Origin of the sequence: Spongiimicrobium salis (assembly GCF_043678055.1) — a bacterium.
In the GTDB taxonomy this organism is placed as follows: Bacteria; Bacteroidota; Bacteroidia; order Flavobacteriales; family Flavobacteriaceae; genus Spongiimicrobium; species Spongiimicrobium salis.
The window spans coordinates 298,386-322,992 of the sequence record NZ_JBHEQA010000002.1; the positions used below are offsets into that span (position 1 = coordinate 298,386).

The window sequence follows — 24,607 nt, forward strand, 5'->3', positions numbered from 1 at the left end:
GATGGAGAAGAAAAAACTTTTACTGGCAGAAGATGATGAATTATTAGCTTCCTTATTAAACTATCGTTTGGTCAAAGGAGGGTATGATGTTAGCCTTTCCGTGAATGGAAAGGAAGTAAAAGAGTATTTAAATGTTCACACGCCAGATATTATTGTAAGCGATATCATGATGCCGTATTTTTCTGGTATTGAGCTTATTGACTTCGTAAGGAATGAGTTGCAATCAAATATACCTATCATAATAATATCGTCTGCGGGGAACGAAGAAAATGTATTGAGTGCCTTTGAATTGGGAGCGAGTGACTTTATATCAAAACCGGTAAGTCCCTCAGAACTCTTGGTACGGGTAGCACGGGAATTGAGCAAACGATAATTTTTGAAAATAGCACATAGCACATACTATAATTATTTATGGATTACGGCCCCAAAAATAGATACCGATATTTTATGGGCCATTACCCTTATTTCTACTGTTTTAGGGATTTTGTGCTTTATGATCATCTTTTTTTTTAGGAATAAATTATCTGCAAAATCAAAAAAGACCGCGACTCGAAAAACTGAATTAGCACCAATTGTAAGTGAATTTCTCTTTTATGAAGAAGATGCTTCCAAAGAGGAAAAGAGCAATTATGTGCAATTGAAGATTCAAATCAGGGAGTCCTTAAAAGACAATTTTAATAGGGAAGTGCTTTCCGAAGTTCTCCTGGATTTACAGAAGGATGTTTCTGGAGATACCAGAAAACGACTGTATAAGCTTTACAAGGATTTGGGATTGCACCTAGACGCGTTCCAGAAATTAAAGAGCTGGCGCTGGGAGGTTGTTTCCAGTGGTATTTTGGAACTCACCCAAATGAAAGTGGAGGAGTCCTATACGTTCATTACCAAGTTTGTCAATGATAAACGCAGTGTAATACGCAAGCAGGCAGAAATTGCTACGGTAACCTTAAAACATGAAGGCATAAATTACTTTTTAGATACCACCAAGTATACTATTTCCGAGTGGCAGCAATTAAAACTATTGGATGTACTTCGCAATCAGGAAGATTTTCAAGCCCCTAAATTTAAAGTATGGCTGACCTCTAAAAACAAGGATGTGGTGTTGTTTGCGCTGCGACTGATAAAGTATTATAATCAAAGCGATGCCAATGCCTCTATTATACACCTTGTACGTCATAAAAACAATGAGATAAAGGCAGAAGCCATTCACTGCATCAAGGAATTTTGCGTTTTTGAAGCCTTGGACACCCTAAAGCAAGTGTTTAAAAAGTGCAATGCCGATATTAAACTCTTAATTCTTGATGCCATTGCCGAATTGGGAGACCATGATCAAATTCCTTTTTTGAAAGCGGTAGAGCAAAAAGAATCAAACTTCTTAGTAAAAAGTAAAGCCCTAAATGCCATAAATACGATTTCCCCCGAATCTGTTATGCCTACGGATAATATTGAAGAAATAATACCAACCCCAATGGATAACAACGAGATGCCAAACACCAAAGAGGAACAGCATATGGAAATCTTTGAAAAAGAAGAACAAGGCCCAATAAAAGAAACTATGGATGATATCATTGATGAGTTTCAAGCCTGGCCACCACCTGCGGAAGATGGGAACGATACCATAAATATTGATTTTTTACCCATTGTTTCGGAAGAAATTTTACAGCCTGCCCAAGAACATGGGGAAGAGCCTATCAAATATGCCAATGAAGAGGATAATAAAGAGACCCTGAAGGAAGCCCTGTTGGAAGACAGCACCTTAGATGCATCCTTGGTAGATTTTCTTCAAGCCATTGTAGAAGAGCCTCAAGGTCTTTTTGCCGAAAAGACTGCAATCACAACGGGGGAAGACATAGAAGGAGAGCTATCACAAGATACTACTGCCATGGCTTCAGAAGAATTGGAAGAGTTGCTGCCCTTTGAAATTGAAAAAGTCAAGGAATTGGAAGAAAGCGGAAATATCACTGAAAAAATAGAAGAGGAGGAGAACGATGAGAAGGAAACCTTAAAGGCGCAAAAAGAAATGCCCAAAAGCGTTTTTGATCATGACTATTTTAATCAGGATGAATATAATAAGACCTTATTGTTAGACACTATTGAGCAATTCGGTGATCAACGTGAAGTACCGCTTTTGATTTCCATTGTGGAAAAAGAGACTAATGGTAGCATAAAAAACAATGCATTTGAAATCTTGAACAAGATTTCGGACAAAAAGTACTGGTTGACCCAAGATCGATCTGGGGTTGTGGAGAACTCAGAGTGCAGGGAAGAAAGTGTCTTTAGGAAACTATTCTGGGTGAGTGATGAAGAATCACAGTTATTACTTCTTGATGAGATGTTGACTGTTGGAGATCATAAGGAAATCTGCTTTTTGGAAACCTTATCCAATTGCCCCAATGATTGTATTCGTAAAAAAGCCCAAACGGTGGCAATAGCCCTTAAAACACGAATAGAAGCTACGGAAACTGTAGAAGAAACAAGCTTGAATATAAATAAGGCTGAAAGCAATTTTTTAGAAGCCCTATTGGAGGAGAAAATTCCTGATTTGGATGATGAAAAGTTAGCGGAAACCTCCGATATGAAAATAAATGAAGAAGAAACTACCTCTAGTTCCTTTGACAAATATAAAGGGGTTATGCCACTGGAATTCTGTTTTTTATTGGATGAACTAGAAATACGACCGTCAAAAACTCTGGACTTGTTTGATACGGAAATCGATTTCGAGAACGCAGTGCCTCAGCTACAGCAAGATACACCAAATACTGGCCCTACGACTGATAGGGATGAGGAAGATAGCTTCTTAAAACAGTTATTATCTTCACCTTCTAAGAGAAAGAACGACTGAAGTGGATAACGGCATACTAAATATCATTCTGGAGTATATAAACATTGTTTTTTTGATGTTTACCATAGTCCTGTTCACCATGTTTGCCATTATGGGATATCTCTCTACCAGAAATTCCATTCATTATAAAAATAAAAACAGTTTTGGAGATCTTTCCAAAGTAATGGCCTCTCCTTTAGCTCCGAGTATTACCATTATTGCACCAGCCTATAACGAAGGGATGACCATAGTGGAGAACATTAGGTCCTTATTGTCCTTACAGTACGTGAATTACGAAGTCATGGTGGTGAACGATGGGAGTAAGGACGATACCTTAGAGAAGATGATCAAGGCCTATGACCTTATAAAAATAGATCGCAAGATAGATCCGGAATGGAAATCCAAACCCATCCGGGGAATTTATAAATCCAAACATCGATCTTTTTCCAAATTAACGGTTATTGATAAGGAAAATGGAGGAAAGTCCGATGCACTGAATACTGGGATTCAACTTTCTGAAAATAAATATGTAGGCTGTATCGATGTAGACTGCCTGTTATTGCCCGATGCACTATTGCATGTAGTAAAGTCCTTTTATCAACGAACACAAAAGAAAGTAATTGCTGTAGGAGGGGTAATCCGTGTGGCCAATTCTTGCAAAATTGCAGGAGGAATGTTAGAGGAAATACGCTTGCCCGAAAATTGGCTGGCCAAGTTTCAATTATTGGAATATACCCGTTCCTTTATTCTCGGAAGAATGGCTTGGGGAAGAATCGATAGTCTTTTGATCATCTCTGGCGCTTTTGGTTTCTTTGACCGGGAAATTGCCTTGGCAGTAGGGGGATATGATACCAATACCGTTGGAGAAGATATGGAAATTGTCTTCAAAATGAGACGGTATATGCACGATAGAAAGGAACCCTATACCGTTGAGTATATTCCAGATCCCTTATGCTGGACCGAAGTACCTGAAAGTGTAAAGATACTGGTGAATCAAAGAGACCGCTGGTCCCGCGGAAATCTGGAAACATTACAAAAACATCGGGATATGTTTTTCAATCCCAAATACGGAAGATTGGGTATGATCAGTTATCCCTATTGGTTCTTTTATGAATGGTTGGCTCCGATCTTGGAGTTTTTTGGGTTTTTTGCAACACTTCTTTTCTATTATATAGGAATTTTGAACTTGAGCTTTTTTATTGCGATAACGGCTACCGTATATACCTTTTCGATCATGTTCTCTTTCTATGCCATCCTATGGGATGTGTATTCCTATAACCAATATACCAAGACCAAGGATATTTTAATCCTAGTATTGTGTGCTATTGTAGAACCTGTTGTTTTTCACCCCATTATTGTCTATTCGGCCATACGTGGAAACTATAAGAAGTTGTTTAAAATAAAGTCGGGATGGGGAACCATAACGCGTAAAGGATTTAGTAAAGCCTAATTGGATGCAGGAAGGAGCTAACATAAAAAAAACCTTGAAACGAAAGACCCTGAAGGACTTTACGCGTTTGATCCTTGCCTATTTTTTATGCCTTTTTGTGTTGTCTATCTATCAGTATATTAGATTGTATATGAGCGGGGTTCTGGATAGCTTTATTAATAAAAGCCTCCTCTTGCTGATTATTCATCATACAGGTTTTACGGCTGTAGTTGGACTGTTCTTTGCCTTTTTATTTAATTTTTTAGAAAAAAGAAAGCCTACGTTCGGCTTTAGAATGGTGCGATTACTGTTGATACTGCTCCTGACCATAGAAGTCCTGCTCATTGAATATTTTGTACGCCAATATGAAATTCTTGGAGCGGAAATACTAGGGATACAACAGTACAATACCGAGATAGTTTTCAATATTACAGTTTTGGCGCTTCTGGGAGTAAGCTTATTATTTTACCTCTTCTATAAAATAACGGCATCTACCTACAATTATATCAGCAAAATGTATCCACTGACCTTAGTGTTGTTCAGTGTATTTTTAACCACCTTGACTTCGGATAAAAAACCGATAAATGAGAATAAGACCCAACATCTAATTTCCAGTATCGCGGATGATGTTCTGGATTTTAACAAATACGATGGTCGTATAGAATATCCCTTATTGACTTCCCATAAGGAAAAGACAGATTTGGTCAATGATTTTGAATTCGGGGAGCAGCGACCCAACCTTGTCATTATCCTTGTAGATGGTCTAGGGGCTGATTTTGTGGGTAGTAGAGCAAAATATGGAGGGCTTTTGCCTTTTTTGGACGCTATGGACCAACAATCGCTATCCTGGGATAATTATGTGAGTAATACCGGGGAGAGTGCTGCGGCACTACCTACGCTTATGGGATCTCTTCCCTTTGGTAAAAATGGGTTTACCAATATAGAAGGGTCGCCCAATAGACATACCCTATTCAGTATTTTAAAAAATAATGGGTATACCACCACTTTTAATTATGGTGGCAACAGTGCGCTGAACTATCTGGACAAGTTTTTACATGAGGAGCGTGTGGATTATATCTTGGATAGGAAAAGTTTTGGGAAAAACTATACCAAACAAGAAGAGGACGCAGCAGGTATTTCCCTTGGATATCCCGATAAGGAACTATTCGTGAAATGGAATAAAAATTTAGGGACAGCTCCCAATCCCCGTTTGGATGTATTCATGACTTTGAGCACTAAAAAACCATTTGAAAACCCCAATAAAGCGGAATACAAACAGCAAGTAAAGCAAAGGTTGACAAAGAGTAATATAATAGGAGAACGGGAAAAAAAATTGGTACTTAAGAATCTCGACGTCTTTAGTAGTTTTTTATATGCCGATGATGCCTTAAAGGATTTCTTTGCGGCCTATAAGAAGCATCCGGATTATAAAAACACCATATTTATCATCACAGGAAGCCATAATACCAATGGATTGCCTCAGGACAACCGATTGGATCGCTATCGGGTTCCTTTTATGATGTATAGCCCGCTTTTGAAAAAACCGCAACGAAAAGCTGCTTTGGCCTCACATGCCGACTTGGCGCCAACGGTATTGTCTTTATTGAATACCGCTTATGATTTAAAAACCCCGAGGCAAACGGCTTGGTTAGGGAATTCATTGACTCATAGTACCCCCTTTGATGGAACCAAACAGATTCCCCTTTTTCGTGCCAAAAACAATATCCAAGAGTATATCTATGGGAAGTATTTTATGTCTAGAAGCAAGGTTTTTGAAATGGGAGAGGATTTGCAGCTGGCCAAAATTAGAGAAACAGCCCTTAAAAAAGAGATGAAAAAAAGGTTCAAACTTTTTAAATCTATCAATAGCTATGTAGCGGAAAACAATAAAATTCTTCCAGATGGCTTAGCCATAATACCTAGGGAGAAACAGGAATTTACCAAACAAGAGCTAGTATGGGTACAGAGTGTATTTAATGGAAAAGATTATGATAACGCCTATAATACGGCACGAAAGTTAGCGTTTAATGATGACGATAGGGCAAGAGCGCTCCTTCTTTGTCGGTATATTTTGTCCAAAATACCAGGACATTCCGATACAGAAATTTTAATGGGAAGAATTCATGCTTGGGAGAAAAACTATGACGGATCTATACGTATTTTAGAAGAAGTGATTCGGAAGTATCCTATCTATGAGGACGGATATGCCGCTTTATTGGATGTGTATTTCTGGTCCAATAAAAATGAAAAAGCCTTGGAACTCTATAAAAGCATTGAACGAAATGAGATAAAAACGGACGCCATTGCACAAAAGATGAATAGAGCCTACACGGCTTTAAAAAAGAGCGCTACCGAAAAAGATTCTATAAATGCCATTATAACGGCTAAAATTGAAAGATATATCGCTTCAGCGAGCTTATGAAACCGTTTAAAAATACATATTATCTAGGCCTCCTATGCCTGTTTGTGGGGGCAATGGGATTTTCTCAGGAAGTGGCTTATAATGGCAATCCTGACAAATCTTTTTTCGCCGCTCGGGATTTGGCCTTCAATGGCAATAGGGGAGTGGCCAGGGATACCTTGAAACAGATACTGACGAAGTACCCGGCCTATACGGATGTCAGAAATTTATTGGCAAAGACCTATAGCTGGGATGGTGCCTATGATAAAGCTAGGAGACAATTTAATATCATTACTTCTGCGGAAAAAGAAAACAAAGAGGTTTGGGAAGGAGCTGTTAAAAATGAGATCTATGCCAAAAATTACGCTATTGCCTTAGGTTTGGCCAATAAATCCCTGAAATACTTAAAGGATGACGCAGATTTAATGAAACTGCGGCAACAGGCTTTAGATCATATTTATGCAATGCAAGGGGAAAGTACGGATGAAGTGGACACAAAAAAACCAGATTCCTTGGAAAGCAAGCCTTTCAAAAATAGTGTTAGAATCAACAACGCTTTTGAAGTATTCGATATCTTGTTCGACCCCTTTATTTCCTCAAGTATTGAATACAAGAGAGAGACAAAGGCCGGAAGTATTATTCCCAGGGTAAATTATAGCAATAGATTTGCTACCAATGGATTGCAATATGAAGTGGATCTCTATCCCAAGATTTCAAAAACCTTCTATGGCTATGTAAATTATGGATTTTCCGATGCTTCTATTTTTCCAAAACACCGAGCTGGCGCTGAATTGTACGCAAACCTGCCCAAGGCTATGGAAGCCTCCTTGGGTATCCGTTATATTGATTTTAGGAATAGTGATGCTACGATATTTACAGGCTCCGTAGGACTTTATAAGGGCAATTACTATTTTTCTTTGCGTCCTTATTTTTCTCCTAGACCAGATGGCACCGCTAACTTTTCCGGAAATTTCTTAATGCGCAGATATTTAAAAAATGCAGATCACTACTGGGGACTGAATGCGGGATATGGGATTTCCCCGGAATTACAGCAATTCAGGGTAGATGGAACCTTGCTGGCAGAGACACTCCTATACGTAGAGTCCCAACAGATAAACATAGAATATCAATTTACGGGAAAAGATAGGGCCAATGTCTATAGAGCCAATCTTGGCCTTACACGGCAGGAGTTGGTATTTGATCCAGGGCGTTTCTTTTGGGCCATTTCGGCCGGAATTTCCTATCAATCCAGGTTTTAAACCCATGAAAAGGGAGATAACACCTTAAAGAATCCATAGGTTCACAACAAAAAAAGGGTACTACACCACAATTTGTTGTTGAAAGCAGATAAAAAAGATAGCTTTATACTATAGTTATTGACACCCAAATCCAATAATAATAAAAAACCAAACCTTACCAAATATGTTATACGACACCTACGGAGAAGAATATCTTAATTTTCTTCAAGATCTAAATGAAATTCTAAGTTTAAACGAATTGGTTGAGTTGGACTATTTATAGTCTAACAGGCCCGTTCCACCCAAATCCTTAAAATTATGGCTAGTAAAAATCATGAAAACAACGCGTATTTAAACTTCATTGAAGATTTAAATGAAATCTTAACCGATTATGATATTAGTAAATTGAGTTTTTCCTAATAGTCGTTAAGTACAAAAGATCTCAAAAGGAGTTCATGAAAATGAGCTCCTTTTTTTATGTCCTGACCCTATCCCAAATACGTTTTTAATAACTTGCTTCTAGAATTGTGACGCAGTTTTCGTATGGCTTTTTCACGGATTTGACGTACTCTTTCCCGAGTGAGATCAAAAGTCTGTCCAATTTCTGAAAGTGTCATAGATTGTTGATCTCCGATACCGTAATACAGTTTCACCACATCTGCCTCCCTGGGAGAAAGCGTTTCCAATGCTCTATTGATTTCAGTATTTAAAGATTGTTGCATTAGGGAAATATCGGGTCTGGGCGATTCCGCAGAGCGCATAAGATCATAGAGGTTGGAATCTTCCCCTTCCTTTAGAGGAGCATCCATGGAAACATGACGTCCGGTATTTTTTAGGGATTGTTTCACCTCGCTCACACTCATTTCCAATTCCTTTGCAATTTCTTCAGGAGAAGGTGGTCTTTCATGTGCCTGTTCTAGATAGGAAAACGTCTTTTTTATTTTATTGATAGACCCAATTTTATTCAAAGGCAAACGCACCACTCTAGATTGTTCCGCCAGGGCTTGAAGAATAGATTGGCGTATCCACCATACGGCATAGGAGATAAATTTAAATCCTCTGGTTTCATCAAAACGCTTGGCAGCTTTTACAAGCCCAACATTTCCTTCATTGATTAAGTCCGGTAATTTTAATCCTTGGTTTTGGTATTGTTTTGCTACAGAAACGACAAACCTTAAATTGGCATTGGTCAATTTTTCTAGGGCCAATTGGTCTCCGTCCCTTATTTTTTGTGCGAGTTCTACTTCTTCATTTGCTGTAATCAATTCAATTTTACTGATATCTTGCAAGTACTTGTCCAAAGATTTTGATTCGCGATTGGTAACTTGCTTGATAATCTTTAGTTGCCTCATATGTGTAATTTGGAGTTGTTGTTTTATACCCATCAGTATACATTATTATTATGGATATTCCAAAGGGAATTGGACAATCTTATACATAACTTGTTATAGTGCTTTATTTAAAAGCTTGTCTTATTTTTGAGGACAAATCAGAATATGAGCAAAAGAGCCTTGATAAAATATTTGGGCAGTATGGAAAAAGAGGAGATTCAAGAACAACTCTTGGACCTCTACAACCGTTTTCCTGTTGTAAAGGAATACTATGATTTTGTATTCAATCCAAAAGAGGATAAATTGGTTCAGGCGGCAAAAGTCAAGATTTCCAATGAGTACTTTCCCGTGAAAAGAAAACGCCCAAAAGCACGCAGGTCTGTGGCACAAAAATTCATTAAGCATTTTATAAAGTTAGGAGTGGAGCCAGAACTAATTACCGATGTAATGCTGTACAACTTAGAAATTGCCCAGGCCTTTTCCAAGGAAAAGAATGTCCCGGATGCCTTTTACAAAAGCATGCTCAATTCCTTCAATGAAGCTGTCCAATTTGTAGCATTGCACGGTCAGTTACCCACCTTTAAAACAAGAATTGTAAATATATATCAGGAAAGCCAGCGGCAACAATGGTTGTATGCCGAGGGTTTTTCTAGAGCCTTAGATAGTATAGCATAACTATGGGAATAGTAATTATTAGGCAAGACGATAAAATTGAGGCATGGAAAAATGCCATACAGACATTTGACCCTAAAGTTGAGGTATATAGTTACCTCGAGGATCATAGCAAAGAGGAAATCTCAATGGTTTTGGTTTGGAAGCCTCCCCACGGCATTATTGGCCAATATCCTAATCTAAAATGTATTGCTTCGGCCGGTGCCGGAGTTGATTTTATTTTTGAAGAGGAAGACCTTCCCTCGGTTCCTATCACTCGTGTTGTAGACCCCGTACTGGCCAGTGATATGTCCGAGTTTGTTTTGGCCTTAACACTGAATCATCTCAAAAATTTGAATACTTATAAAGCAGATCAGAGTGCACAACAATGGGTGCCACGTCCGTATTTGAGAATTAAGGATGTTACTATAGGTATTCTTGGCCTGGGAACCTTGGGACAGGCCGTTGCCGCAGATATGCTTAAATTAGGTTTTAAGGTTCAGGGGTGGGCAAGGTCTTCCAAGGAATTGGAAGGAATTACTTCCTTTTCCGGCCCAGAAGAACTCAGTACCTTTTTAGCGACAACGTCCATCCTAGTATGCCTGCTTCCCTTGACCAAAGAAACCGAAGGGATTCTAAATGTGGATCTTTTTGAGCAGCTGCCTAAGGGGAGTTATATTATTAACGTAGCTAGGGGAGCGCACTTAAATGCAGCGGATTTGATCAAGGCATTGGACCGCGAACAGCTCTCCGGGGCAAGTTTGGATGTTTTTCATACAGAGCCATTGCCCAAAACCCATGCCCTATGGCAACATCCCAAAGTACATATAACGCCACACGTAGCCAGTGTCTCCGATCCGCAAGCCGTAGTCCCTCAAATCATGGAGAATTACTACCGTTTGGAATCAGGAAAAGCGCTTTATAATGTGGTTTCTTCCCAAAAAGGATATTGATCCAAAAAATAATGGATGCAATAATCCCCTGTAAACAAGGCAATTCTATCATGCAAGGGACAGAATCTTGTTTTTATTATAGGATTTATGAATTATTGTTTCATTTAAGGGTAAAAAACATATAATTTAGTAGGGTTTATTTTTTTTCGGTACACTACTGAAAAAATGGAATACTAAAAGCATCATCTAACTACCTTGAAGTTACAAAAAGAGACCATAGAGAAGAAGTTATACGATTATCAGTTACAGGACCTGCGTACTATTTTCAAGTATTTTGAAGAATCCGCGGATGATGTCAATGTATTATACCAATTGCCTACTGGAGGAGGAAAGACGGTGGTTTTTTCCGAAATAGCCCGTCGTTATATTGAAAAAACGGGTAAAAAAGTGGTGGTCTTGACCCATAGAATTGAATTGAGCACCCAGACTTCCCGTATGTTGGAAGGCTTTGGTGTCCATAATAAGATCATCAATAGTCAAGTCAAGGAACTCCAAGATCAGGATGAATACATGTGTTTTGTGGCCATGGTAGAAACCTTGAACAACAGGTTACAGGATGATAAAGTAGAGATACAGAACATTGGTTTGGTGATTATTGATGAAGCCCATTACAACTCCTTTCGCAAATTGTTCAAGTATTTTGAGAAGTCCATTATCCTTGGGGTTACGGCTACTCCTTTGAGTTCCAATATTAAACTCCCCATGAAGGATAATTATTCCAAACTGATTGTGGGAGAATCTATCGCATCCCTTATTGAAAAGAATTTTTTGGCCAGGGCAAATATGTTCAATAGCGATGTAAGCCTCAAAACCTTGAAGTTGGGAATAAGTGGGGATTATACGGTGAAATCTTCCGATGAGCTCTATGGAAACCAGAATATGCTGGGGAAATTGTTGAGTACCTATGAGAAAATTGCCAAGGGAACAAAAACCCTAATTTTTAACAATGGGATCAATACCTCGAGATATGTTTACGAGACCTTTAAAAAAGTAGGGTATAACATCCGTCATCTCGATAACAAAAACAATGCTACGGAACGCCGTGAAATCCTGGAGTGGTTTTCCAATACTCCAGATGCTATTTTAACCTCGGTCAGTATATTGACAACCGGCTTTGATGAGCCTACGGTAGAAACCATCATTCTAAATAGGGCCACAAAATCCTTGACCCTATATTTTCAAATGATCGGAAGGGGATCTAGAATACTGCCCAATAAAGATGAATTTACCGTAATTGACCTTGGAAACAACTTGGCCCGATTTGGAAAGTGGGATGCTCCCATAGATTGGCAGGAGATTTTCCACTTCCCGGATTTCTTTTTGGAGAATATTAAGAATGATGAGGAGATAGAACGGGAATTTGTGTATGAAATGCCCGAAGAATTGAAAGCCCAATTCAGCAAATCAGAGGTCTTGGAATACGATATTAAAGCAGAGTATAAAAAGATATTTGCCCAAGGCTTAAAATCCAAAACCGTTTTGGAACGCAGTATAGAGCAACATGCCAAAATTTGTGTAGAAAACAGTGAAGATGTCTTTGATGCCCGAATATTGGCAAAACAGCTCAAAGAAGAAATTGCTTATCGCGTGCGTCAGTACTCCTATTGTATCATGAACAATACAAAGAATTACAAGGAATGGTTGGAGGAAGATTACGAGCGAAAATTACGATTGAGTATTTCGCAAAAATTTGCGGCCAAAATGTAAATGGAAGAATCCATGGGGGAGGATAGGAAACTGTTGGTCATTGGTTTTGTTTGGCCAGAGCCTACGGCAACAGCGGCAGGTAGCCGAATGTTGCAATTGCTACATTGTTTTATAGAAGCCGGATATCAGCTCACCTTTGCTTCAACGGCGGTTAGAGGTCCTTATAGTCTGGATATGGAAGCCATGGGGGTGACTACAAAGGCAATAACTTTGAACGATGCTAGTTTTGATGCTTTCGTCAAAGTCTTGAATCCCCAAATCGTACTATTTGATCGTTTTTTGACTGAAGAACAATTTGGTTGGCGTATAACGGAACAACTCCCCGATGCCGTACGCATATTGGATACGGAAGATCTGCATTCCCTGCGTTATGTGCGAGAGCAGGCGGTAAAGAAGGAAAAGGCCTTTAGCATAGCGGATTGGCTGGAGAGCGAGAAAACCAAACGTGAAATCGCCAGTATATATAGATCAGATTGCTCCTTGATGATTTCGACCTATGAGATGGAGTTGTTGGAAAAGTATATCGGCATAAATGACCGTTTATTGGTCCATATTCCATTTATGGTGGCTAAAGTAGATGCAGAAGATTGGGTGCTCTTTAAGGATAGGGCAGGCTTTATTTGTATTGGAAACGGAAAACATGCTCCAAATGTCGATGCTGTACTTTGGCTAAAGAAAACCATATGGCCCGTAATACGGCAATGGTTACCACAGGCACAAGTGCGTATTTATGGGGCGTATTTACCCGAAAAAGTAAAGCAGTTGCATCACCCCCAAACAGGTTTCCATATCATGGGGAGGGCACCAGAGGTGCACGAAGTTATGGGAAGAGCAAGAGTAAACTTGGCTCCTTTGCGTTTTGGTGCCGGAATAAAGGGAAAATTGATCGATGGAATGCTTTCAGGTACTCCAAGTGTAACCACAAGAATAGGGGCAGAAGGGATGCATGATGACCTCCCTTGGAATGGCGTGGTCGTAGATGAGGTAGCAGCATTTGCCAAAGCAGCGGTACAGTTATATCAGGAAGAAGAAAAATGGCATCAGGCCCAGCAAAATGGCATAAAAATAATACAACATAGATATCAAAAAGAAAAGTTACAAGAAGGCTTATTGTCTAAAATAGAACATATACAAACAAACTTAAGATCTCATAGAAACATGAATTTCATTGGAGCCATGTTGCAACAACAACAAATGGCCAGCACAAAATACATGTCCAAATGGATCGAGGAAAAAAATAAATCACTATAGAAATGAAACAGATCGATTGGAAAATTGCAAAAGAATTTGAAGATATCACCTATAAAAAGAGCAATGGCGTAGCGCGAATAGCATTCAACCGACCGAATGTCCGGAATGCCTTTCGACCAAAGACCACAAGCGAGTTGTATCAGGCTTTTTATGATGCGCAGGAAGATACCTCCATTGGAGTAGTGCTATTATCTGCAGAAGGGCCTTCTACCAAAGATGGCGTCTATTCCTTTTGTAGTGGAGGAGATCAAAAAGCAAGAGGACATCAGGGATATGTGGGAGAAGATGGAATGCATCGCCTTAATATCCTGGAAGTACAGCGTTTGATTCGTTTTATGCCCAAGGCCGTTATTGCGGTGGTACCAGGATGGGCCGTAGGTGGAGGACATAGCTTACACGTGGTATGTGATCTTACCTTGGCTAGTAAGGAACATGCTATCTTTAAGCAGACAGATGCCGATGTGACCAGTTTCGACGGGGGGTATGGATCAGCCTATTTGGCAAAAATGGTAGGGCAAAAAAAGGCCCGGGAGATCTTTTTCCTGGGAAGAAATTACTCCGCACAGGAAGCCTATGAAATGGGTATGGTCAATGCCGTGATTCCCCATGAGGAATTGGAAACCACCGCCTATGAATGGGCACAGGAAATATTGGCAAAATCCCCAACCTCTATAAAGATGCTAAAGTTTGCCATGAATCTTACAGATGATGGTATGGTAGGGCAACAGGTTTTTGCGGGAGAGGCTACACGCTTGGCCTATATGACCGATGAAGCCAAAGAAGGACGAAATGCCTTTTTGGAAAAACGTAAACCCAATTTTGGGGAAAACAAGTGGATTCCTTAATACGCCTTGTAAAGGAGATATTCATTCAAGTTTTCGTAGGCCTAAAACTAAAAAGAGTCCTGATCTAAGAAGACCGGACCCTTTTACGAGAACACTATATGAAAATGAAAAAATTAACTTGTTTGACTAATTCTTTAACTAAAGTAGACCATTACATCGAGGGAATTAAATTATTGTTGTGAATGGCGTCATTAGCGTGGTATCTTGCTTGAATTCTGATATTTAGATATTTCAGGGAGAGACTATAGCGCCACTTATAATATCTTGTGATAAGAAACAGTGCTAAACTAAAAAGAGTCCTGATCTAAGTAGACCGGACCCTTTTACGAGAACACTATATGAAAATGAAAATTTTTATTTCTTTATTACACTTCGAATATAGAGGGATTCCCCTGCATTTCTAAATTATTGTTGTGTAGGTCCAAAATTCTGTGGTGTAGGCTTTAAATCTTGTTATTTGAAAATTCACAGAACTGATTTTTAGTGAACTATTCGTTGATAAACCTAATGATTGTGGAGGAGTAGCAATCAAGAAATATGGAGTCTCAGTATACCCTATAAGTGCCTTGAATTCCCTTAATCGAGATTTTGACATTTATTTTGGTCCAAGCGTATCTTTTGGGATTGGGTTAGGGATAGTTACGCAAAAAAATCAAATAATACACAATAAAAAAGAGTCCTAATCTAAGTAGACCGGACCCTTTTACGAGAACACTATATGAAAATGAAAATTTTTATGTCGTTATTACGATGTAAATATAGCCTCCTTCTACCTCATAAATAAATTATTGTTGTGAACCCTTCAGAAGTAGTGGTGTCCACAGAGAAAAATGATATTTGGGCTTTCTGATATACGGAAAATGACTCCAATGTATAGCAGCGTTAGGGGTTGAAAAGCCTTCTTCCAATTGATTTAAAAAATGCAAAAAAAATCAGATTTTCCTAACTCCTTAAGATTCAGGGAGATTCAATATATTATATACTAAAATATGCAATTAAAATGCGTATAAATTTAAATATTTATTATTTTTATTCATATTTAGTTATTATTTTCTATATATTTGTTTCGTGCTCAATATTACTTTGGGCATACGATATCGAATACATTGAATGGTCCATTCATCATAATGAAAAGAGGACAGTTACCTCTATAACAACCAAAAAATAAATTTATGATGTTAAAAAAAGTAATTCAGTATTTTTCTGTAGGTGCGGTATTAATGTTTGGTGTAAGCTGTGAAAATGAGGAAAGGACACCTCAAGAATTTTCAGAGGTAAAGCTCGAATATTTTGCTAGAAAAATAAGCAAGGAAGAAGTTAATACCATTAAACCGGAGGTTTTAAAACTGGCCGAAAATTATAACGCCCCTCTATTAACCGGGAGAGAGAATGATTTTGAAGTACTAACGGATAATGTGATCTATGTCCAAAAAGGAGATTATGATTCGTATACTTTCCCCATAACTAGAGACAATGCAGAGATGGAAGGTTTTGAAAACCTCTTAATCAGTAAACAACGTGACAATACCTATAAAGCCTTCTTTGTACTTTATGATGTATCTCTAGAAGATCAGATACAATACTACAATGGCGAGGAAATGGATTTTTCGGATAAGGTCCGTTTCATTGAAGCGGATACTGATTTTGAACACCTGATCACGGCTCGGGACCCTTTTGGTGGAGGAATATTGAATGAATGTCCTTTTGGTTCGTGTTGTGCTCCCGTGCAAGGAGAAAGCCAGGGAACAGGACTTCCTATTATTAACCTTGAGATAATTGACTGTCCCGAACCTGACGGGAGTGGAGGCTCCAATGACAGCGGGGACACCGAAGGAAACGACAATAACGACGATGAACAAGAGGACTCCCCAAGTGGAGGAAATGACCCAAACAATAACAATGATGAAGAGTTCCCAAATAGAGGAGGAGGCGATGGTGGCGATGGCGCCAATACCGATTTGCCCTGTTTTGACTGTGACACGGATGGAACTACACCAATAGTGGCACCGAGGATATTGAGCGAACTCAATAGTATGATAAGTGAGGGTCTTATAGAGTCCTATAGTTTTGAAGATATCGGCGGAATCCTTCCAAGTGTATCAAGTGTTACAGAACTAAGAAACAGGTTAAATAATGTCGAATCCACGTTTGATATAGGTAATACTTTGACTACATTGCAAGATGGTACTAAAAGATTGGAGGGGTTTATAAGAATCGTAGGGCTTTTTTCCTTTACATCGGTTGATGTAAACCTGTTCATCGACCAACAATTAAAGACGGATGCTACTCCCTATATGGTAACCAATTTAACGACCACCCAGACAGGAGGTGGGTTATTGAGTAATTGGGAATTGATATCCTTCAATGTAACTCACAAATCCGTAAACCAATCACGATTGATTATTACGGGCAGAATGAGGTATGGATTGGACTTTTTAGATCAAGATTTTAGCGTTTCGGAATTGTTCAGGTATGAACTTATCCTAAACGAGGAAACAGGTGAACTTATCAGTATTCGGGGAATAGATTAAAAAAATATTATGGACAAACTTATAGAGACTTCAAGTACGAGTTTATTGATTTGGCAAATTTTCTTGCTGGTGACAATGATATCCGTTGTTGTCGTAATAATTTATTTTGCTAGGTTATTATCAAGATATCTGAAATTGCGTATCAAGGATTTAGAACAAAAACGCGATGATGGAGAAAAATGAAAAAGTATAATTATGAAAATAATAAAAAGGCTTAAGGATTATAGTATCATTAGAAAGATAGTACTTTCTTTCATTCTATTATTTATACTTACTGCAATGTTAATAGCCTTTGTATTTTTGTGGATTTACTTTCCTGACCAAGAATTTTAAATTTTAACATGTTTAAGTATAAAAACCTAATTTTCTTACTCATACAAGAAAAATCCTTTCGAGATGATTCCATTTGGAGTTTGATAGAATTTTTGTTGGGTTTGATCAATATATTCGTAATGATTGCCGTGGTTGTTCTGATCATTTACTTGATCAAATACTTAAGAAAAAAAATCGGACAATGATGAAAAATAGCTTATTGATAGTGATGATATTATTCTTTTCGATGTCTTCCTTTGGACAAAAAAAAGAAAAGGTAACTGTATATTATTTTACCGCAACTTGGTGCGGGCCCTGTAAAATATTCAAGAAAGCTAGGAAGACCGAAGCGATGAAGGAAGCACTTTCAAATGTCCGTCTAAAAAAGATAGATATGGACAATGATAGAAGAAGGTTGAAAGAAATCTATAAGGTGAAATCTGTTCCCACTTTTCTAAAGATAGGAAATAAAGGGAAGGTGTTGGCACGAATTGGGGGTGTCACTCTTTATAATATCAAACAAGGAGATAGTATCTTGGATTATGATTACATGGCCAAGGTCATGTACGATTTTGTAAATACCGACATCTATGATTATTAATTCGGATATTTTTATGTTAAAATCAGAAATCATTTAAGTCTTGCTTTCTAATTAAACCAGCAGTTTTATGATATTTTCTTCCTTTTACACTTTTCTAGAAGTGATTCCCACTTTTCTAGTACTGGTATTGTACGCAGGCTTTTGTAGCTTCTTTATTTATTTAGGATTTCTCATGTTGAAGTACTTAAATCTGAAAATCAAATTGATGCAAAAAGAACTTTTTGAAGATGATGATAAAAACTCATAGATACAGAAGACTATATAATAATATAACATAGAATTTTTCAAACAGTTAAGCGAAGGTAACCTCCCATCTTAAAGAGTTTTTATATTTTCGTGTTGTCCTGCGCAAGAGTGCTTCTTAGGAATGGGACAAACAACCAAAAATAGAACCTCTTTTTATGGATAGTTATTTGATCATAACCGCACTTATTTTTTTAGCTGCCGCATTCGGCTATATCAACGTCCGCTTTTTAAAACTGCCCAATACCATTGGCTTAATGCTCATTACCATAGTATACACCCTGGCAGTGCTGGTCTTAAGTTATTTTGACGATACGCTCCTTAGAGCGGAATTGGAATTTGTACGGCAGATCGATTTCAAAACAGTACTGTTAGATCAGATGCTGAGCTTTCTCCTGTTTGCAGGGGCCTTACATACCAATTTTCAACAGTTAAAATTACAACGTTGGCCCGTGATTGCCTTTGCTACCTTAGGAGTAATGGTGTCTACTTTTTTAATTGGAGGAGCCATGTTTTTCATCCTACAACTTCTGGGACTTCCCGTAGATTTTATCTATTGCTTGTTGTTTGGCTCTCTTATTTCCCCCACGGACCCTATTGCTGTGCTGGGAATTTTAAAAAAAGCGGGAGTTCCCAAAACCTTGGAAACCCAAATCGTTGGGGAATCCCTGTTCAATGATGGCGTTGGGGTAGTCGTGTTTTTGACCATTTATCAAATCGCTTCTTCAGGAACTGGGGATTTTGATTTTATGGCAACGCTTGGACTTTTTGGACAGGAAGTCATAGGAGGCCTCCTTTTAGGACTATTATTGGGTTGGATTACCTATCGCTTATTGAAATCTATTGACGATTTTGATATTGAGGTCATCATCACCTTGGCCATGGTCATGGTGGGAACGTTAATTGCTCAAAAATTACACTTATCAGCTCCCTTGGCCATGGTGGCCGCTGGCCTATTGGTAGGAAACGATACCGTACGGAATACGGCCATGTCCGAGACTACCGAAATGTATGTGGACAAGTTTTGGGAATTGATCGATATTCTTTTGAATGCGGTGTTGTTTATATTGATAGGAATGGAAATGTTGGAACTGGTATTCGAAGGAGAGTATATCGTAGCGGGTCTTATCGCCATTCCGGTAATTTTGATCTGTAGATACCTATCCTTATTGCTTCCTGTTAACTTCTTTAAAAAGAAACTCAATTTTGTACCCAATACCAACCTGATCATGACTTGGGGAGGTCTGCGTGGCGGAATATCTATTGCCTTGGCTTTGGGCTTGTCCCAAGAAATGCATCGCGAGCTATTTTTGGTGATTACCTATGTGGTCGTTATCTTTTCTATTATCGCACAGGGGCTTACCATAGAGAAACTGGTAAAAAAACTGCAACTAAGACAAAAGTAAGTTCTTGTAGGTCCCTATTCGATACCTCCGGAATCCCTATTAAAAAAGGGGGTAAACTAAAAAGAGTCCTGATCTGAGAAGACCGGACCCTTTTACGAGAACACTATATGAAAATGAAAATTTTTATTTCTTTATTACACAGTAAAACTAAGGCGAATCTCAGGAAATCAAAAAATATTGTTGTGAACTAAGGGAGAATTGTGGTCTACACGATAAACGGTGTTTTTTATCGATAAAAAACAAAGCTAAAACTAGGGTTTTCTTGATGGCTGTGTGGCTAACTTAGGGTATGGCAGCAATAATTTCCTTGAGAAAAGTATTGATGTCAAAGTTGGGCGCGGCTCCCAAACCTGTTCTTACCACCACCAAATCTTTGGAAGGAATAATGAAAACACGTTGCCCTTGAAACCCATTGGCAGAGTACATATCTCTTGGAACGTCGGGATATTTTCCTTCGGCATTCAACCAGAAATGGGCCCCATAAGTCCCCTCAGATCCCGCGGTGGGTTTACGCACGTAATCGTCCCAACTACGCGCAAACAATTGCTCGCCATTCCAATTGCCTTCATGAAGGTACAACAACCCAAACTTGGCCCAATCCCTTGTGGTGGCCCAGGCATAGGACGATCCTACAAAATTTCCTTGTAGATCCGTTTCGATCAGCATGGAATGCATACCTATTTTATCAATGAGCTGGGTGTAGGGGAAATCCAGATATTCTTGGTGACTGTTAAATTCCTGCCTCAAAATACCCGATAATAAATTGGAGGTGCCCGAAGAGTAATTCCATATTTCGGTAGGAGGAGCCAGAGCTTCCTTAAGAATCTGGGGTTGAGTCATATCATCCGCTAAAAACAACATCTTGTTCACATCGGAGATCGATGCATAATCCTCATCCCATTCCAATCCACTTTGCATGCGCAATAGGTGATTCAAACTAATATTTTTTCGGTCATCTCCCTGCCATTCGGATACCGGAGCAAGATCATTCACATTGATCTTTCCCTGATGCTGTAATATGCCATAGAGTGTTCCTGTAATACTTTTAGTCATGGACCATCCCAAAATGGGAGTATTTACGGTTAACCCACCCGTATACTGTTCCGCAATAATATGATCTTTGTACACCACTAAAACTGTTCTTGTCTTGGTAACTTCCGGATCAGCAAAGGCATGGTCCATAGCGCTCTTCAATTGGTCATAATCCACTTCAGCAAAAGTACTGTCCTTGGTCCCGTTGTTTCCATAGGGGAAAGGAAGGGGCGAATCTAATACGCTACGTTGGGGAATCAGGGAAACGGCTGCAGGATTTCCCGTATCGGTGACCAAAACACAGCCTAAACCTTCCCGATACACGGCCTTACGTTCCATAAGCCCAAAGACGGATGAACTCGCATACCGCAAACTCAGGTCAACATCGGTATCGGCCAATTTAATAAGAGGAACATTATTGTCGTTTTTAGTGATGGATTCTGCTGTGCGCTGTGCAATAAAAACACTGGAAGCCATATTTTTTGAAGCGTATCCCGATATGATCGTAAGTTTTGGATAATTATAGACAAGGGCAAAAATGAGTCCAGCAACCAATACCAGTAAAAGACGTTTTACGATTTTCATATAGGGAAAGAATTGTATATTTAAAAGTACGAATATAAGTATTTGATTTTATGTCGAACCTTGGATTAATTATTGAAGAAAGAAGTAGGGATATTGGAGATTTTTTAGTGGGAAGACTAATTCCGTTTCGAAAAAAAAGAATGATAGGTCCCTTTATTTTTATTGATCATATGGGGCCTTCATTATTGGGGCCTGATCGCTATCTGGATGTTGATCAGCACCCCCATATTGGCCTATCAACACTAACCTATATGTTGGAAGGGGAAATTATGCATGAAGACAGCATTGGAACAAAACAATTGATTAGTCCGGGATCTGTAAACTGGATGGTAGCCGGAAAAGGAGTATCGCATACGGAAAGAACCCCCAAACACTTAAGACAGGGAAAACAAACATGGGCCCATGGGTACCAAATTTGGATAGCATTGCCCAAACATTTAGAGGATATTGCGCCTTCATTTCACCATTGTCCCGCAGAAGAATTACCTATATGGAAGGAGGGTAGCACCACCTTTAAATTGATAGCAGGAGAAGGCTATGGACAAAAATCACAAGTGCCTGTACATTCCCCTTTGTTTATGATAGAAATAAAAAGTCAGGAAGAATATCATTTGAATACGCAAGGGCAACTGAAAGGAGAAATTGGTATTTGTGTGGTCGAAGGAGCTGTGGAGGCCTGTGGACAGCGCATTGAAAAGGGAAATATATTGGTGTCCAAAGTAGAGGATATATGCAGTACGGTGCTAAAACCAAATACCCACCTTTTACTTTTTGGCGGGGAACCATTCCCTGAAGAACGTTTTTTATTGTGGAATTTTGTGTCTTACGATAAAGAAAAATTGAACAAGGCTAAAAAGGCCTGGGAAGATAGGACCTTCCCCATGATGGAAGATGAGACTACCTATATCCCATTGCCCAAATAAAAAGAATAAACACCTATTCTTTTGCACGCTTTATACGGGATGGCTATCTTCCCTGTTTAAAGCAATACTATGGCAATTATCTTTTGCAGACAAAGCATCAAGACCCTATTTCTATTGGGATGTTTCCTAGTGGTTTCTTGCGGACAACGAAAAGAAGAAAGGCAGAAGCGCCTATATGATACCTATTGTGCCTCTTGCCATATTGCTCCGGATATCCAGGATTTACCAAAAAGGATTTGGTCCAGATATGTGCTTCCCGAAATGGGCGCTAGAATGGGCATAAAAGATTCTTTGTATGACCTCACCAGGGAATTTTCTTATGAGGAACAATATGCCATAGGAAAAACCGGCATCTTCCCGTATACGCCCATCATCAGCGAAGAAGATTGGCAATTGCTAAAAGCGTATGTGTTAAAACTAGCCCCGGATACCTTATTGCCAGGCCCTAAAGCCAATAGAAGTAAAAGGCTGACACAGTTTGCGGCTTCCCCCGTTACTTTGGATAGTATAGGAAGGTCCCTGATTACCTTTATGGACTATGATGCGGAGCACAAACAACTGCTGACAGGCGATGTGAACGGATTTCTCACGACCTATGATTTGGGAAATACCGCCAGCGTCCAACGAAAAAAATTTAGAAGCGCTATAACGGATTATACCCGCAAAGGAGAAACGGGATTCGTGACTACAGTAGGACAATTAGATCCTTCTGAAGTAGCTTTGGGGAGTATTGCCTTGGAGACCAAAGATACCATAAGCTATCTTCCAGAGGTGATTCACAGACCAGTACATACTTTGGTGCATGATTTGGATAAGGATGGTACGGATGAATTGGTAGTGAGCGAATTTGGGTATTTTACAGGAAAACTATCCTTGTTCACAAAGGAAGAAGGGAAATACATAAAAAAAGTGTTATTAAATCAACCTGGGGTAATCCGGGTTCTTGCCGAGGATATGGATCATGATGGGAAGGAAGACTTGGTCGCTTTGGTATCGCAAGGCAGCGAAAGTATCAGTATTCTTTACCAAAAAGAAGCTTTGGAATTCCGTTCGGAAAAGGCCATTGAATTTAGTCCTATCTATGGCAGTAGTTGGTTTGAACTGATCGATTATGACGGGGATGGGGATAAAGATATTATTACCGTGAATGGTGACAATGCAGATAAATCCGTAACCCTAAAGCCCTATCACGGCATGCGCATACATATCAATGGGGGTGATAATACCTTTACCGAGACCTATTTTTATCCTTTGAATGGGGTAACTAGGGTAGTGGCCCGGGATTTTGATGAAGATGGGGATGTTGATTTTGGACTTATGGCCGCTTTTCCCGATTATTTTAATCATCCGGAATTCTCCTTTGTGTATTTGGAAAATAAAGATGCGGATAACTTTAGTTTTGAACCCTACACCTTTGAAACAGCGAAAAATGGGCGTTGGTTGCTGATGGATACAGAAGATGTGGATGGAGATGGGGACCAAGATATTGTTTTAAGCTCCTTTTCCTATGTTTTTTCACCGGTACCGAAGGAATTACAGGCATTATGGGATCGGGAGAAAGCCCATATTATGATATTGAGAAACACCCTGCGCTAGCGGGGCGGAGGTATCTAAAGTGTTGTGATTAATGCGTACTTTTAAAACCAATTATCTGGACGACATGAGAATTTTTGGAATCAGCCTTCTTACACTACTTATTTTTTCTTGTTCCAATGACATAAAAATTGTGGATAAGCCCATAATTTTTAATGAAGAACGAAAGCAATTGACCTTGGAGTATTTGTCCGATCGGTATGGATTGGAACAGAAGTTGCCGGTAATCGACCCCAAGATGATTGTATTGCACTGGACCGTTATACCAACTTTGGAAGCCTCTTTTGAAGCTTTTGAAAAACCTAAACTCCCCAATTGGCGCCCGGACATTGAAAATGTCAGTGGGCTTAATGTATCTTCACATTTTTTGGTAGACCAAGACGGCACCATATATCGTTTAATGCCGGAAACCACGATGGCAAGACATGTTATTGGTTTAAACCATTGTGCTATAGGCATTGAAAATGTTGGGGGCGAAGATGATAAACCGCTGACTCAGGAACAAGTAGAAGCCAATATTCAATTGGTACGCTATCTGGCAGAGAAGTATGATATCCAATATGTAATTGGGCATTACGAATACACCAATTTTGAAGGACATGCGCTTTGGTTGGAAAAAGACGATGGATATCGCACCTTAAAAACGGATCCGGGAGAAGATTTTTTAACTAAAGTGCGTCAGGCCACTACAGAATTTAATTTTAAACCAACACCTAAAAAATAAGACAGACATGTCCATTAAATTATATACACTATT

At 39.1% G+C, this 24,607-nt stretch carries 18 protein-coding genes; 16 read left to right on the forward strand and 2 right to left on the reverse strand.

Annotated elements, in window-relative coordinates; all coding sequences use genetic code 11:
- The first annotated feature begins 1 nt into the window (after nucleotide 1).
- Genes ACEXOE_RS10715 through ACEXOE_RS10735 form a run of 5 tightly spaced genes read left to right on the forward strand, consistent with a single transcriptional unit; the run spans nucleotide 2 to nucleotide 7,907 of the window.
- On the forward strand, nucleotides 2-373 hold the full coding sequence (locus ACEXOE_RS10715) for a response regulator (protein WP_394748777.1): 372 nt from the start codon (nucleotides 2-4) through the stop codon (nucleotides 371-373).
- A gap of 3 nt (nucleotides 374-376) precedes the next feature.
- Nucleotides 377-2,839, forward strand: coding sequence for a HEAT repeat domain-containing protein (locus ACEXOE_RS10720; protein ID WP_394748778.1), 2,463 nt, complete (start codon nucleotides 377-379; stop codon nucleotides 2,837-2,839).
- Nucleotides 2,840-2,894: 55 nt separating this feature from the next.
- A complete protein-coding gene (locus ACEXOE_RS10725) occupies nucleotides 2,895-4,268 on the forward strand; it encodes a glycosyltransferase family 2 protein (protein WP_394748779.1) in 1,374 nt (457 codons plus the stop codon).
- 4 nt (nucleotides 4,269-4,272) lie between these two features.
- Nucleotides 4,273-6,669 (forward strand): sulfatase-like hydrolase/transferase, encoded by a 2,397-nt coding sequence (locus ACEXOE_RS10730; protein WP_394748780.1) that lies wholly within the window; start codon nucleotides 4,273-4,275, stop codon nucleotides 6,667-6,669.
- Nucleotides 6,666-7,907, forward strand: coding sequence for a YaiO family outer membrane beta-barrel protein (locus tag ACEXOE_RS10735; protein ID WP_394748781.1), 1,242 nt, complete (start codon nucleotides 6,666-6,668; stop codon nucleotides 7,905-7,907). Before ACEXOE_RS10730 ends, ACEXOE_RS10735 begins: the two co-directional genes overlap by 4 nt.
- A 467-nt stretch (nucleotides 7,908-8,374) precedes the next feature.
- On the opposite strand, the gene ACEXOE_RS10740 is transcribed toward ACEXOE_RS10735, so the two are convergent.
- Entirely contained in the window at nucleotides 8,375-9,238 is an 864-nt protein-coding gene (locus ACEXOE_RS10740; protein ID WP_394748782.1) for a sigma-70 family RNA polymerase sigma factor, read from the reverse strand.
- Nucleotides 9,239-9,382: 144 nt separating this feature from the next.
- Between ACEXOE_RS10740 and ACEXOE_RS10745 the strand changes: the two genes are divergently transcribed.
- The 8 genes from ACEXOE_RS10745 (at nucleotide 9,383) to ACEXOE_RS10780 (ending at nucleotide 19,717) form a co-directional block, all read left to right on the forward strand.
- Nucleotides 9,383-9,892 carry a DUF6155 family protein gene (locus ACEXOE_RS10745; RefSeq protein ID WP_394748783.1) on the forward strand — a complete coding sequence of 170 codons (510 nt, stop codon included), beginning with the start codon at nucleotides 9,383-9,385 and terminating at the stop codon, nucleotides 9,890-9,892.
- A 2-nt stretch (nucleotides 9,893-9,894) separates the two neighbouring features.
- Nucleotides 9,895-10,821 carry a 2-hydroxyacid dehydrogenase gene (locus tag ACEXOE_RS10750; RefSeq protein WP_394748784.1) on the forward strand — a complete coding sequence of 309 codons (927 nt, stop codon included), beginning with the start codon at nucleotides 9,895-9,897 and terminating at the stop codon, nucleotides 10,819-10,821.
- A 195-nt stretch (nucleotides 10,822-11,016) separates the two neighbouring features.
- The gene (locus tag ACEXOE_RS10755) at nucleotides 11,017-12,528 is read left to right on the forward strand and encodes a DEAD/DEAH box helicase (protein ID WP_394748785.1); all 1,512 of its coding nucleotides are present in this window, start codon (nucleotides 11,017-11,019) and stop codon (nucleotides 12,526-12,528) included.
- Complete coding sequence (locus ACEXOE_RS10760) at nucleotides 12,529-13,779, forward strand: glycosyltransferase (RefSeq protein WP_394748786.1); 1,251 nt, start codon at nucleotides 12,529-12,531, stop codon at nucleotides 13,777-13,779.
- Nucleotides 13,780-13,781: 2 nt separating this feature from the next.
- On the forward strand, nucleotides 13,782-14,624 hold the full coding sequence (locus ACEXOE_RS10765; protein ID WP_394748787.1) for a 1,4-dihydroxy-2-naphthoyl-CoA synthase: 843 nt from the start codon (nucleotides 13,782-13,784) through the stop codon (nucleotides 14,622-14,624).
- A 1,172-nt stretch (nucleotides 14,625-15,796) separates the two neighbouring features.
- Entirely contained in the window at nucleotides 15,797-17,155 is a 1,359-nt protein-coding gene (locus tag ACEXOE_RS10770; protein ID WP_394748788.1) for a hypothetical protein, read from the forward strand.
- Between the two features lie 514 nt (nucleotides 17,156-17,669).
- Complete coding sequence (locus ACEXOE_RS10775; protein ID WP_394748789.1) at nucleotides 17,670-18,068, forward strand: thioredoxin family protein; 399 nt, start codon at nucleotides 17,670-17,672, stop codon at nucleotides 18,066-18,068.
- Between the two features lie 401 nt (nucleotides 18,069-18,469).
- Nucleotides 18,470-19,717, forward strand: a complete 1,248-nt coding sequence (locus tag ACEXOE_RS10780) for a cation:proton antiporter (RefSeq protein ID WP_394748790.1) — start codon at nucleotides 18,470-18,472, stop codon at nucleotides 19,715-19,717.
- Nucleotides 19,718-19,999: 282 nt separating this feature from the next.
- Here ACEXOE_RS10780 and ACEXOE_RS10785 read toward each other — a convergent pair whose 3' ends face one another.
- Nucleotides 20,000-21,334: a serine hydrolase domain-containing protein gene (locus tag ACEXOE_RS10785; protein WP_394748791.1), complete on the reverse strand. Its 1,335-nt coding sequence runs from the start codon at nucleotides 21,332-21,334 to the stop codon at nucleotides 20,000-20,002.
- Nucleotides 21,335-21,384: 50 nt separating this feature from the next.
- Between ACEXOE_RS10785 and ACEXOE_RS10790 the strand changes: the two genes are divergently transcribed.
- The 3 genes from ACEXOE_RS10790 (at nucleotide 21,385) to ACEXOE_RS10800 (ending at nucleotide 24,574) form a co-directional block, all read left to right on the forward strand.
- The gene (locus ACEXOE_RS10790; RefSeq protein WP_394748792.1) at nucleotides 21,385-22,257 is read left to right on the forward strand and encodes a pirin family protein; all 873 of its coding nucleotides are present in this window, start codon (nucleotides 21,385-21,387) and stop codon (nucleotides 22,255-22,257) included.
- A gap of 69 nt (nucleotides 22,258-22,326) precedes the next feature.
- A complete protein-coding gene (locus tag ACEXOE_RS10795; RefSeq protein WP_394748793.1) occupies nucleotides 22,327-23,853 on the forward strand; it encodes an FG-GAP-like repeat-containing protein in 1,527 nt (508 codons plus the stop codon).
- Nucleotides 23,854-23,884: 31 nt separating this feature from the next.
- The gene (locus tag ACEXOE_RS10800; protein WP_394748794.1) at nucleotides 23,885-24,574 is read left to right on the forward strand and encodes a peptidoglycan recognition protein family protein; all 690 of its coding nucleotides are present in this window, start codon (nucleotides 23,885-23,887) and stop codon (nucleotides 24,572-24,574) included.
- The last annotated feature ends 33 nt before the right edge of the window (nucleotides 24,575-24,607 follow it).